The organism is Spongiactinospora sp. TRM90649 (assembly GCF_029382225.1).
GTDB lineage: Bacteria > Actinomycetota > Actinomycetes > Streptosporangiales > Streptosporangiaceae > Spongiactinospora.
On the sequence record NZ_JARLTC010000006.1, the window covers coordinates 88328 to 101463 of the forward strand.

General features: G+C 70.6%; 9 protein-coding genes and 1 pseudogene. 6 read left to right on the plus strand and 4 right to left on the minus strand.

Features of this window, described 5'->3' with window-relative positions; all coding sequences use genetic code 11:
- The 3 genes from P3X83_RS07715 to P3X83_RS07725 all read left to right on the plus strand — a co-directional run bounded on the left by P3X83_RS07715 (position 1) and on the right by P3X83_RS07725 (position 5267).
- On the plus strand, positions 1-948 hold the full coding sequence (locus P3X83_RS07715; protein WP_277304471.1) for a glucosyl-3-phosphoglycerate synthase: 948 nt from the start codon (positions 1-3) through the stop codon (positions 946-948).
- A gap of 76 nt (positions 949-1024) precedes the next feature.
- Positions 1025-2701: an alpha/beta-hydrolase family protein gene (locus P3X83_RS07720; protein WP_277304180.1), complete on the plus strand. Its 1677-nt coding sequence runs from the start codon at positions 1025-1027 to the stop codon at positions 2699-2701.
- Positions 2702-2765: 64 nt separating this feature from the next.
- Complete coding sequence (locus P3X83_RS07725) at positions 2766-5267, plus strand: FAD-dependent oxidoreductase (protein WP_277304181.1); 2502 nt, start codon at positions 2766-2768, stop codon at positions 5265-5267.
- A gap of 13 nt (positions 5268-5280) precedes the next feature.
- Here the strand turns inward: P3X83_RS07725 and P3X83_RS07730 are convergent, their stop codons facing one another.
- The 4 genes and pseudogenes from P3X83_RS07730 to P3X83_RS07745 all read right to left on the minus strand — a co-directional run.
- On the minus strand, positions 5281-5493 hold the full coding sequence (locus P3X83_RS07730) for a DUF397 domain-containing protein (protein ID WP_277304182.1): 213 nt from the start codon (positions 5491-5493) through the stop codon (positions 5281-5283).
- Between the two features lie 172 nt (positions 5494-5665).
- Positions 5666-5884: a DUF397 domain-containing protein gene (locus P3X83_RS07735; RefSeq protein WP_277304183.1), complete on the minus strand. Its 219-nt coding sequence runs from the start codon at positions 5882-5884 to the stop codon at positions 5666-5668.
- 42 nt (positions 5885-5926) lie between these two features.
- A complete protein-coding gene (locus P3X83_RS07740; protein ID WP_346742695.1) occupies positions 5927-6550 on the minus strand; it encodes a DUF5753 domain-containing protein in 624 nt (207 codons plus the stop codon).
- An 18-nt stretch (positions 6551-6568) separates the two neighbouring features.
- Positions 6569-6730: pseudogene (locus P3X83_RS07745) on the minus strand (helix-turn-helix transcriptional regulator); the annotation flags it as partial.
- 297 nt (positions 6731-7027) lie between these two features.
- Here P3X83_RS07745 and glgX point away from each other — a divergent pair.
- Genes glgX through treZ form a run of 3 tightly spaced genes read left to right on the plus strand, consistent with a single transcriptional unit; the run spans position 7028 to position 13119 of the window.
- The gene (glgX, locus tag P3X83_RS07750; protein ID WP_277304184.1) at positions 7028-9136 is read left to right on the plus strand and encodes a glycogen debranching protein GlgX; all 2109 of its coding nucleotides are present in this window, start codon (positions 7028-7030) and stop codon (positions 9134-9136) included.
- On the plus strand, positions 9129-11393 hold the full coding sequence (gene treY / locus P3X83_RS07755; protein ID WP_277304185.1) for a malto-oligosyltrehalose synthase: 2265 nt from the start codon (positions 9129-9131) through the stop codon (positions 11391-11393). Before glgX ends, treY begins: the two co-directional genes overlap by 8 nt.
- Positions 11383-13119, plus strand: a complete 1737-nt coding sequence (gene treZ, locus P3X83_RS07760) for a malto-oligosyltrehalose trehalohydrolase (protein WP_277304186.1) — start codon at positions 11383-11385, stop codon at positions 13117-13119. Before treY ends, treZ begins: the two co-directional genes overlap by 11 nt.
- Positions 13120-13136 lie beyond the last annotated feature (17 nt).

A 13136-nucleotide genomic window follows, 5' to 3' on the forward strand; every position in this document is an offset into this window, starting at 1 on the left:
ATGGACGCGTTCGCCCGGGTGCGTCGCTGGGCCCGGCGGCGTACCACCAAGGCCGCCGACTGGCCGCTCGACACGCTCGCCGCGGCCAAGGGGTCACGCAGGGTGAGCGTCATCCTGCCCGCCAGGGATGAGGCGAAGACGGTCGGGCAGATCGTCACCGCCATCAGGAAGGGCCTGGTCCCGCTGGTGGACGAGATCCTGGTGGTGGACTCCCGCTCCGCCGACGACACCGCGCGGATCGCCGCCGACGCGGGCGCGCGGGTGGTCCACCAGGACGCCGTGCTCTCGCACCTGCCCGCCCTCCCCGGCAAGGGCGACGCCCTGTGGAAGGGCCTGGCGGCCACCGACGGCGACTTCGTCGTCTTCGTCGACGCCGACCTGCGCAACTTCGGGGCGCACTTCGTCTCCGGGCTGCTCGGGCCGCTGCTCACCGACGACCGCACCTGCTTCGTCAAGGCGTTCTACGAGCGCCCGCACGTGACCGAGGACGGCGTCGTCCACCCTGGCGAGGGCGGGCGGGTGACCGAACTCGTGGCCCGTCCCTTGCTGAACCTTTACTGGCCGGACCTCTCCGGCTTCGCCCAGCCGCTCGGCGGCGAGTACGCGGGCCGTCGCGAGGTGCTGGAAGGAGTTCCCTTCGTCAGCGGCTACGGGGTGGAACTGGGCCTGCTCGTGGACCTGTTGGAGAGGATCGGCCTGGAATCCATGGCCCAGGTGGACCTCGGCAGCCGGATGCACGCCCACCAGTCCACGTCGGCGCTCGGCCGGATGGCCGGGCAGATCATGCTGACCGCGTGGTCCAGGCTGGAGCGCCAGGGCCGGGTCGTGTCCTCCACGCCGCTGAATCCGTACATGCTGCAGTACGAGACGGGGCGGCCCCGGATCAGCGACGTGAGCGTGGCCGAGCGCCCGCCGCTCGCCACCGTGGCCAAGGCGCTGCGGACGTAGAGTCAACACGCGGGTTCGCGAGGAGTTAGTGTGTCCCGCTGGTAAGAAAGTTTCTTGTTCCAGCGGGGGAACGGTGTTGGCTGAACGCACGGGGGAGCGTTCCGGCGAGGACGGACGACAGGATGGCCGTGCCGGGCGTGTGGTCCGGCGCGAGCTGGGCATCGGCGGCACGGTCGTGGCCGTGGCCTTCCTGTGCGCGTCGCTCTCGCCGTCGCTGCTGCCTCGCCCGTGGACGTTGCAGGGGGTCGTCGCGGGCATCGCCGCAGCCGCCGGATACGGCCTGGGCAGTATCATTTCGGCCGTGCTGCGGCGCGGTTTCGGGCTGACGCCGAGCCCCAGGGCCCGTGATGTCGCCTGGCGGTTGCTGGCCGCACTGGGCACGGTGGTCTCGCTGTCGGTGCTGTGGTTCAGCGCCGACTGGCAGCGCGAGATCCGGATATCCGTGGGCATGAGCCCGGATATCGCCTGGTTCACTCCATTGATCGCGGTGGTGGCCGCCGTCACCTTCGCGGCACTGCTCACGCTGTCCCGTGCCATGCGCCTGGGCACCCGCAAGCTGATCGGGCTGCTCGGCCGGTTCGTCCCGGTGGTGGTCGCCAAGATCGTCGGGCTCGGGGTGGCCGTGTTCCTGGTCCTGGTCTTCGCCAACGACGTGCTGTTCGCCAACTTCGTCGAGGTGATGAACAACACCTCCTCGCTGGCCAACGTCTCGACCTCACCGGGAATCCACCCGCCGTCCTCCGGCCTGCTGTCCGGCGGCCCCGGCTCCCTGGTGTCGTGGAAGTCGCTCGGGCGCACCGGGCGCGACCTCATCGGCACCACTCCCTCCAAGGCGGGGATCAGCGCGTTCGCCGGGCGTCCGGCCAAGGACCCGATCCGGGTCTACGTCGGCCTGCAGTCGGCCGACACCCTTGAGCAGGAGGCCGCGCTGGCCGTGCGCGAGCTGGAGCGCACCGGCGCCTTCGACCGCGAGGTGCTGGCCGTGATGGGCACGACCGGCAGCGGGTGGGTGGACCCGGCGGGGGCCGACTCGCTGGAGTACATGTACGCGGGCGACACCGCGATGGTCGCCATGCAGTACTCCTACCTGCCGAGCTGGCTGTCGTTCGTGGTGGACCGGGGCAAGGCGGCCAGGGCGGGGGAGGCGCTGGTGCGGGCCGTGGAGGCGAAGATGGCCACGCTGCCCGCGGCGGGCCGTCCCAAGCTGCTGGTCTTCGGCGAGAGCCTGGGCGCCTACTTCATCGAGGAGGGGTTCGGCGCCGACCTGCAGACGCTGCTGGCCAGGACCGACGGCGCGCTGCTGGTCGGCCCGCCCAACGCGAACCCGATCTGGCGCGACATCGTCGCGCACCGCGACCCCGGCAGCCCCGAGTGGCGGCCGGTCTACCGGGGCGGCAGGCAGGTCCTGTTCGGGCAGACCCCGGCCGACCTGCTCACTTCCCACCGTCCCGGGCTGGTCTACCTGCAGAACGCCTCCGACCCCGTCGTGTGGTGGAACCCGTCCCTGCTGTGGCGCAAGCCCGCCTGGCTGGACGAACCGCGCGGCCCCGACGTCGCCCCGGCCATGCGCTGGTACCCGGTGGTCACGTTCTGGCAGGTCGTGGTGGACCTCACCATCGCGCTCAACGTCCCCGACGGCCACGGCCACCGGTACGGCCCGAACGTCGTGAACGGCTGGGCCACCGTCGCGCCCCCCGACGGCTGGACCCAGGCCGACACCGACCGGCTGCGCACCTTGATCAGCGTCCGATGATCTGGATTTTCCCGGCGGCGGTCGCATAGCGTCGAGGCGGACCCCGATGATCGGAGGAATGCCCGTGGCCACGGTGAGGGCGCTGCCCGGCTCGGCGAGAATCGTCGTCATCGGCGGGGGAGTGGGCGGTGCCTCCATCGTCTACCACCTCACCGAACTGGGCGAACGCGACGTGGTCCTGCTCGATCGCGACGAACTGACCAGCGGCTCCACCTTCCACTCCGCGGGCCTGGTCGGGCAGCTCCGCGCCGATCCCGCGCTGACCCGGATGAACCGCTACTCCGTCGAGCTGTACCGCAGGCTGGAGCGCGGCGACCACCCGCCGGGGTGGGTGGAGTGCGGCGGCATCCGCCTGGCGTCCAGCCAGGAGCGGATGGCGGAGATCCGCCGCCAGATCGGCTGGGCGCGGGCCTCCGGCCTGCCGCTCTCGGAGATCTCCCCGGCCGAGGCGGCGGAGCTGTTCCCGCTCATCGACACCGAAGGAGTGGTCGGAGGGGCGTACCTGCCGAGCGACGGCCAGGTGGACCCGGCTCGGCTGTGCGACTCGCTGGCCGCCGCCGCCCGCGCGGGCGGGGCGGAGATCCACACCCGCACCCGTGTGCTGGGCGTCGAGGTCGCGGACGGCCGGGTCCGCCGCGTGCGCACCGACCGGGGCGACATCGACTGCGAGATCGTGGTCAACTGCGGTGGCATGTTCGCCGCAGAGATCGGGCGGATGGTGGGGGTACGGGTGCCGATCGTCCCGATGTCCCACCAGTACGTGGTGACCGACGCGTTCCTGCCGCGCCGCGACACCCCGCTGCCCACGCTGCGCGACCCCGACCTGCTGGTCTACTACCGGCAGGAGGTGGACGGGCTGGTCATGGGCGGCTATGAGCGCACCTCAGCCGCCTGGACGGCCGGCCCCCGCGCCTACGACGCCATCCCCGCCGACTTCAACGGCCGCCTGCTCGCCCCCGACTGGGACAGGTTCGCGGAGATCGCCGACAACGCCCGGATCCGGGTGCCCGCCCTGGGCGACCTGGGGGTGCGCAAGCTGATCAACGGGCCGGAGGCGTTCACCCCCGACAACGAGTTCTGCCTGGGCGAGACAGAGGTCGGCGGCTTCTTCGTGGCGGCCGGGTTCTGCGCGCACGGCATCGCCGGGGCGGGCGGGATCGGCCTGGTGATGGCGGAGTGGATCACCACCGGCGAACCGCCGTACGACCTGTGGCACATGGACATCCGCCGGTTCGGAAGGCACTACCGCTCGCCGTCCTACACGCTGGCGCGGACCGCCGAGAACTACGAGACCTACTACGACATCCGGTACCCCGGCCAGGCCCGTACGGCGGGCCGTCCGCTGCGCACCTCCCCGGTCTACCCCTGGCACGCCGCCCACGGCGCCTCGTTCGGGGAGAAGGCGGGCTGGGAACGGGTCGATCACTACGAGAGCAACGCCCGACCCGACCTCCCCGAGCTGGCCGGCCTGCGCCCGGACGGCTGGGCCGGGCGCAACTGGTCCACCGCCGTCCCCGCCGAGCACCTGGCCACCCGCCGCTCGGCCGGCCTGTTCGACGAGACCTCCTTCGCCAAGATCGAGGTCACCGGGCCGCAGGCGGCCGAGTTCCTGTCCTGGGCGTGCGACAACGACGTGGCGCGCGAGGTCGGCGCGGTCACCTACACCCAGGCGCTGAACACGCGCGGCGGCATCGAGTGCGACTTCACCGTGACCCGCCGCGCCGAGGACGACTTCCTGATCGTCACCGGCACCGCGTTCGGCGGCCACGACCTGGCGTTCCTGCGCAGGCAGGCGGCCGTGCGGGGCGCGTCCGTGCGGATCGCCGACGTCACCGGGCAGTTCGCCTGCTTCGCGCTGTGGGGGCCGTCGGCGCGGGCGGTGCTGTCCAGGCTCACCGCCGACGACCTCGGCTTCCCTTTCATGTCGATGCGCGAGCTGACCGTCGGCGACGTGCCGGTCATGGCGCTGCGCGTGACGTTCGTCGGCGAGCACGGCTGGGAGCTGTACTGCTCCACCGAGTACGGCGCCGCGCTCTGGCGCACCCTGTGGGAGGCGGGCCGCGAGCACGACGTGGTCGCCGGCGGCTACCGCGCCATCGACAGCATGCGCCTGGAGAAGGGATACCGGGTGTGGGGCGCCGACGTCGGCCCCGAGACCGACCCCTACGAGGCGGGGCTCGGCTTCTGCGTCAAGCTCGACAAACCCGGCGGCTTCTGCGGCAGGGACGCCCTGGCCGCGGCCCGCGAGCGGGGTCCCGCCCGCAGGCTGCGGTGCCTGGTGCTCGGTGTTCCCGGCGCCGTGGCGCTGGGCAACGAGCCGGTCCGTGTGGGCGACTCAGTGGGTGATTCGGTGGCCGGACGGGTCACCTCGGGGGGATTCGGCTACACCGTCCGGTCGTCGATCGCCTACGCCTACCTGCCCGTCGAGCACGCCGAACCGGGCACGAAGATCTCGGTGGAGGTCTCGGGTACGTGGGTGGACGGCACGGTGGCACGCGAGCCGCTCTTCGACCCGCATGGCGAACGTGTCAGATCCGTTCCCTGGCGCCCCTCGAACCCCGTTTGAACCGTGCTACGCCTCAGATCCTGTCGAACAGGCCGGCCTTCGCCGCCGCCAGGAAGTTCTCCCAGTCGGCGCGGGTGACGGTGAGCACCGGACCGTCACCGTTCTCGCTGTCGCGCACGGCCACGACGTCGCCGTGGCTCGCCACCTCGACGCACCCCCCGTTGTTGCACGCTCTGGTCCATACGGTGGTATTGGTCCAGAGCGGCGCCGATCGCCAGGCCTTCATTCGCATCTCCTCCAGGGAAGGCAGAAACCTGTCAAGGTGCGGACGCTGTCTGGATTTTAACGTATCGGCAACAAAACGATCTTCTCAGTGAACAAATGATTTTCCTGGGACGACCGATGTCTCGCGAGCCCGGTGGGTCGTGGCCGCTCGCCGGCGAGGGCCGTTCTTTTGGTTACGGGTGGCGGTCGAGTTCTCCGCTCTTCACCCGGCTTACCCAGGACCGCCATTCGGCCGGGGTGAATTCGAGGACCGGGCCCGCGGCGTCCTTGCCGTCGCGGAGTGCGACGCCGCCGCCGGGTAGTGCCGCGACTTCCACGCAGTTACCGCCGTTGCAGTGGGAGGAAATCCTCCACCGCAGGTCGGAACGCCGATCGTCGCCGAATTCCGCCATCGAGTCTCCTTTTCGTCGCCGGATTCAACGAGGCCGCCGCGCTCAGGCGAACGACCTGCTTATCTCCGCTATTCGGGCCACCGATCTCGCCGGGTCGAGGCCCGCCGCGCGAAGGCTTTCGAGCGCCTCCCGGTATATTTCGATCTCGCTGGGCTTCTCCAGGTATATGAGGCCCATCAGACCTTCGATGAAAATGGTGTCGGGAACCGCCGGGTCGGAAAGCTGAAGAAAGGTGAACGCGTTGTCCAGGCCCATGTGCGCGCCGACCGTGAACGGCACGACCTGGACCACCACGTGCGGCAGCTCGGCGAGCTCCACGATGCGGTCGAGCTGGGCCCGCATGATCCCCGGGTCGCCGATGTGCCGGTGCAGCACCGACTCGTCGAGGACCGTCCAGTAGCGCGGCGGCGAGTCGCGGAACAGTAGTTCCTGCCGCTTCAGGCGGGTGTCGACGCGTTCCTGCAGGACGTCGGAGCTGATGCGGGGGAGCAGCCCCCTGATCACCGCCCGCGCGTACTCCTCGGTCTGGAAGAGGCCGGGCACCAGGCACGTCTCGTAGACGGTGATGGAGGTGGCGACCTCCTCAAGCCCGATGAAGCTGCGCACGTCGGGGTCGTCGTAGCGCTGCCACCAGCCGGGCTGCTTGGCCTCCTGGGCCATCGTCATCAGGAGCTGGACCTGATCGGGGTCGCCGACGACGTAGATGGCGGCCAGATCGCGGACGTCGCGCAGGCTGGCGCCGCGCTGGGCGGTCTCGATCCGGCTGATCTTCGCGGGCGAGCAGAGCAGCTTCTGCGCCACCTCTTCGATGCTGAGGCCGGCCTCCTTGCGCAGTTCGCGCAGCCGGGCGGCGAGCTGGCGGGGAGCCGCTCAGACCCGGGATCTTCCGGCGGGCTTACCGAGACCCCCGTTTCACCACGTTCGCGTGCTGCCCGGCCTGCGCGGGAACCGGTGAGGCCAAGGCGCCCGCCGTCGCCGCGAAACCCGGCGCGGCGCCGCCCTCGTGCCGGGGGTGCGGGGGATGCGGCCGAGTGGATCAGGCGGTCATGAAAGGCGGCCGGAGGGGGTAGGGGTCACCCCGGTCCCGGACGCATGGGCCTACTACTAAATGGGCATAACCCCACACCGCTGAAGGGCGGTGCGATGACGGAGATCTGGCCGGGCGACCCATATCCGCTCGGTGCCACATATGACGGGGCGGGCACCAACTTCGCGCTGTACTCCGAGGTCGCGGAGAAGGTCGAACTGTGCCTGTTCGACGACGAGGGGAAGGAGACGCGGGTCCCTCTCACCGAGGTCGAGGGATTCGTCTACCACGGATACCTGCCGGGGATCGGCCCCGGCCAGCGCTACGGCTACCGCGTGCACGGGCCCTACGACCCGCGTACCGGACGCCGCTGCAACCCGGCCAAACTCCTGCTCGACCCCTACGCCAAGGCCATCGAAGGCCAGGTGAGGTGGAACGAGGCCGTCTACGGCTACCGGTTCGGATCGCCCGACAGCCGCAACGACGCCGACTCGGCCCCCTACGTGCCGCGCTCGGTGGTGATCAACCCCTTCTTCGGCTGGGGCCACGACCGGCCGCCGGCCACGCCGTACCACGACACGGTGATCTACGAGGCGCACGTGCGCGGGCTCACCGTCGAACATCCCAAGATCCCCGAGCGGATCCGGGGCACCTACGCCGCGCTCGGCCACCCGGAGATCGTCGACCATCTGACCGGACTCGGCGTCACCGCGATCGAGCTGATGCCGGTGCACCAGTTCGTCACCGACCAGGCGCTGGTGGACCGCGACCTGACCAACTACTGGGGCTACAACACCATCGGCTTCTTCGCCCCGCACAACGCCTACTCCTCCACCGGCCAGCGCGGCGGGCAGGTGCTGGAGTTCAAGGCCATGGTCAAGGCGCTGCACGAGGCGGGCATCGAGGTCATCCTCGACGTCGTCTACAACCACACCGCCGAGGGCAGCCACCTCGGCCCCACGCTGAGCATGCGCGGCATCGACAACCTGGGCTACTACCGGCTGGTGGAAGACGACCCGCGCTACTACCTCGACACCACCGGCACCGGCAACAGCATGCTGATGCGCTCCCCCCACGTGCTCCAGCTCATCATGGACTCGCTGCGCTACTGGGTCATCGAGATGCACGTGGACGGCTTCCGCTTCGACCTCGCCGCCACCCTGGCCCGCGAACTGCACGAGGTGGACCGCCTGTCGGCGTTCTTCGACCTGGTGCAGCAGGACCCGGTGCTGTCCCAGGTCAAGCTGATCGCCGAACCCTGGGACGTCGGCCCCGGCGGCTACCAGGTGGGCAACTTCCCGCCCCGCTGGACCGAGTGGAACGGCAGATACCGCGACACCATCCGCGACCTGTGGCGCGGCCAGCCCGCCGCGCTGCCCGAGTTCGCCTCCCGGCTCACCGGCTCCAGCGACCTCTACCAGCTCGACACCCGCCGCCCCGCCGCGTCCATCAACTTCGTCACCTGCCACGACGGGTTCACCCTCCGCGACCTGGTCTCCTACAACCACAAGCACAACGAGGCCAACGGCGAGGGCAACCGCGACGGCACCGACGACAACCGCTCGTGGAACTGCGGGGTGGAGGGCCCCGCCCCGCTGTCCATCGAGTCGCTGCGCGAACAGCAGAAGCGCAACTTCCTGACCACGCTGTTCCTGTCGCAGGGGGTGCCCATGCTCTCCCACGGCGACGAGCTGGGCCGCACCCAGCGGGGCAACAACAACGCCTACTGCCAGGACAACGAGATCTCCTGGGTCGACTGGTCCGACGTCCGGGAGAACTGGCTGCTGCTGGAGTTCACCAAGAGCCTGGCCAGGCTCCGCCGCGAGCACCCGGTGTTCCGCCGCAGGCGCTTCTTCTACGGCAGGCCCGTGCGCGGCGCGGAGGAGGAGGGCCTGAGCGACATCGCCTGGCTCACCCCGGCGGGGGAGAAGATGACCGACGCCGACTGGAACGTCGGCTACGCCCGTTCGCTGGCGGTCTTCCTGAACGGCGACGCCATCACCGAGCCGGACCGCAGGGGCCGCCGGATCTCCGACGACTCCTTCCTGCTGATGTTCAACGCCCACCATGATGTAATCCGGTTCACGATCCCGAAGGACTACGGCGAGATGTGGCTGACCGAGATCGACACGGCGATGCCGATCACTCTCGACACCCGGGCTTGCCGCGCCGGGGAGGACGTGGCCGTGGCCGGCCGTTCCGTGCGGGTGCTCCGGCGTGTCTAGCCCGCCCCCCGGCGCGTCCGCTCCGGCCCCTGGCGTGTCCGGTTCGCTCTCCCGCGTGCCCACGCCGGTCGTCTCGACCTACCGGGTGCAGCTCACCCCCTCGCACGGCTTCGCCGCCGTGGCCGCGCTGGCTCCCTACCTGGCCGACCTCGGGGTCACCCACGTCTACCTGTCGCCGATCCTGCAGTCGGTGCCCGGGTCGCTGCACGGCTACGACGTCACCGACCACTCCCGGATCCGCGCCGAGTTCGGCGGGCCCGACGGCTTTCGCGCGATGTCGCGCGAGCTGGCCGTCCACGGCCTGGGCATCGTCGTCGACATCGTGCCCAACCACATGACCGTCCCGGTACCCGAGTCCGGCAACGCCCCGTTGTGGTCGGTGCTGCGGGAGGGGTCCGCCTCGCCGTACTCCTCCTGGTTCGACATCGACTGGGGTGAAGACGGAAAGGTCGTTCTGCCGGTGCTCGGCGACGACGCCGGGGCGCTGCGGGAAGGGGCCGGGGTGCTGCGCTACCACGACCACGAGTTCCCGCTGCCCGCCGACCACTACCGGCTCGCCTCCTACCGGGAAGGCCCCGGCTACCGCCGGTTCTTCGACGTCTCCTCGCTGATCGGGCTGCGCGTGGAGGACCCCGCCGTGTTCGAGGCCACCCACCGGGTGGTGCTCTCCCTCATCGCCGAGGGCCTGGTGGACGGCCTGCGGGTAGACCATCCCGACGGCCTCGCCGACCCGCGCGGCTATCTGGAAATGCTGCGCGAGCGCTCCGGAGGGGTGTGGACGATCGCCGAGAAGATCCTCATCGGCGAGGAGCGCCTGCCGTCCGACTGGGCCTGCGACGGCACCACCGGCTACGACGCCCTCAACCGGATCACCGGCCTGTTCACCGACCCCGCAGGGGGCGGGCCGCTGGTGGCCGGGTTCGTCCGCCGTACCGGCGGCACCGCCGACTATGAAGCGGTCGTCTACCAGGGCAAACGCGATGTGCTCGACCTGTTCTTCGGCGCCGAGGTCGATCGGCTGACCGCCGCCGTGGGCGGCCCCCGCCTGCGCGCCGCAGTGGTCGAACTGCTGGCCGCGATGCCGGTCTACCGCGCCTACATCGTGCCCGGGGAGCCGGTGCCGCCCGAGGCCGCCCGCCTGGTCGAGGAGGCCGGGCGGACCGCCGCGCGGCGGCTCGGCGACGAAGCGGCGGTCGCCGAGGTGGTCAAGCAGGTCCTGTACGGCACGCCCGAGGCCGTGGTCCGCTTCCAGCAGACCTGCGGCCCCGTCATGGCCAAGGGCGTCGAGGACACCGCCCTCTACCGCTGGTACCCCCTGGCGTGTCTCAACGAGGTCGGCGGCGAACCCGACGACTTCTCCTACCCCCTCGCCGAGTTCCACGAGTACTGCGCCACCCTCCCGCCGCGCACGATGACCACGCTGTCCACGCACGACACCAAACGGTCAGAAGACGTGCGGGCCCGTCTCGCCGTGCTGTCGGAGATCCCCGACGAGTGGGCCCGGGCCGTGGACGGCTGGGCCGCACAGGTCTCCTTCGACCCCGCGCTGGACTACCTCGGGTGGCAGAACCTGCTGGGCGCCTGGCCGATCGGAGCCGACCGCCTCGCCGCCTACCTGCACAAGGCCGCCCGCGAGGCCAAGACCGCCATCTCATGGGTGCGACCCGATCCCGCCTACGAGCGCGGGCTCGACGAGTTCGCCGCCCGCGCCGTCGCCGAGTGCGGAGAGTCGGTCGCCGCCTTCGCCCGGCGGATCGAGCCGTACGCGATGGCCAACTCGCTCGGCCAGAAGATCGTCCAGTTGATGATGCCCGGAGTGCCGGACGTCTACCAGGGCAACGAGATCACCGATTTCTCGCTGGTGGACCCGGACAACCGCAGGCCGGTCCGCTATCCGCCGGAACCGGCCGGCGAATGGGACGCCGCCAAGCTCCTGCTGACCAGGACGGCTTTGCGGCTGCGACGGAGGCTGGGCGCGCCGGGGCGCCTGCCGTACGCGCCGGTCGGTGCCGGAGGGCCCGCCGGGGAACACGTCGTCGCCTTCGCCCGGGGCGGGCGCGCCGTCGCCGTGGCCACCCGACTGCCCGTGGGCCTGGCCCGGCGCGGCGGCTGGGGGAACACCTGGCTCGACCTGCCGCCCGGGCACTGGACGGACCTTTTGACCGGTGGGGCGCACACCGGGCGAATCCCGCTGGCGCACCTGCTGTCCCGGTACCCGATCGCAGTCCTGGAGAGGGATGACGCCGATGAGCTTTGAGGGCTGGACCTTTGACGTATGGGCACCTCGGGCCGGCACCGTGGAGGTCGAGACCGGTGGAAACCGCCATCCGCTGCGGCGCAGAGGCGATCGGGGGTGGTGGTCGGCCATCGTCAACGGCGCCGACCACGGTACCGACTACTCCCTGCACGTGGACGGCGCGGGCCCCTACCCCGACCCGATGTCCCGCAGGCAGCCCGAAGGCGTCTTCGGCCCCAGCCGCGTCTACGACCACGACCGGTTCACCTGGAGCGACCACGACTGGCGGGGCCGCGACCTGCGCGGATCGGTCATCTACGAGCTGCACATCGGCACCTTCACCGCCGCCGGCACCTTCGCCGAGGCCGCCGACCACCTCGACCATTTGGTGGACCTCGGGGTCGACTTCGTCGAGTTACTGCCGGTGGCGCCGGTCCCGGGTCACCACAACTGGGGCTATGACGGCGTGGACCTGTGGGCCGTCACGGAGAACTACGGCGGTCCCGACGGGCTGAAGATCTTCGTGGACGCCTGCCACCACGCCGGGCTCGGCGTGATCCTCGACGTCGTCTACAACCACCTCGGGCCCTCGGGGAACTTCCTGCACCCCTTCGGGCCGTACTTCCACGAATCGCTGGGCAGCTTCTGGGGGCAGGCCGTCAACCTGGACGGACCCGGGTCCGACGAGGTACGCCGCTATTTCATCGGCAACGCGCTGCAGTGGCTGCGCGACTTCCACATCGACGGCCTGCGGCTCGACGCCGTGCACGCGCTGCACGACAAGCGGGCCGTCCACCTGCTTGAGGAACTCGCGGCCGAGGTCGATCTGCTCGCGGTGTCGCTGGGCCGTCCGCTCACCCTGATCGCCGAGTCCGACCTCAACGACCCGCGCCTGGTCACCCCGCGCGAGGCGGGCGGCTACGGCCTCGACGCGGTCTGGGACGACGACGTCCACCACGCCCTGCACGCCGCCCTGACCGGCGAACGGCACGGCTACTACGGCGACTTCGGCTCGATGGCCGTCCTAGCCAAGACGCTCACCTCCGCCTACCTGCACGACGGCACCTACTCCACGTTCAGGGGCCGCCACCACGGACGGCCCGCCCGCCACATTCCCGGCTACCGGTTCGTGTGCGCGCTGCAGAACCACGACCAGATCGGCAACCGCGCCGAAGGCGACCGGATCCCCGCCGAACTGCTGCGGGTCGGCGCCGGGCTGCTGCTCACCTCGCCGTTCACGCCGATGCTGTTCATGGGCGAGGAGTGGGGCGCGCGCACGCCGTTCCTGTTCTTCACCGACCACGTCGAACGCGAACTGGCCGAAGGGGAGGCCGACCGCCGCCGCCAGGAGTTCGTGGACCACGGCTACGACGACTGGGCGGCCAAGGCCCCCGACCCGCAGGACAAGACCACGTTCCTGCGCTCCAAGCTGGACTGGAGCGAGCTGGAGCACGACACCCACCGCTCGCTGCTCAACTGGTACCGCGACCTGATCGCGCTGCGCAAGGCGCTGCCCGAGCTGACCGACCCTCGTCTGGACGCGGTGACGGTGGACTACGACGAGGAGGCCCGCTGGCTCGTGGTCAACCGCTCCGACCTGCGGGTGGCCGCCAACCTCGGGACGGATCCAGCCGAACTGCCCCTCCCACACACCAAGGTGCTGCTCGCCTCGGACGAGGACATCACCCACGATTCCGGTCAGATCACCCTGCCACCCGGCACACTCGCGATCCTCCGCGTGCACTGATCTCCCGGGGCGCCGCG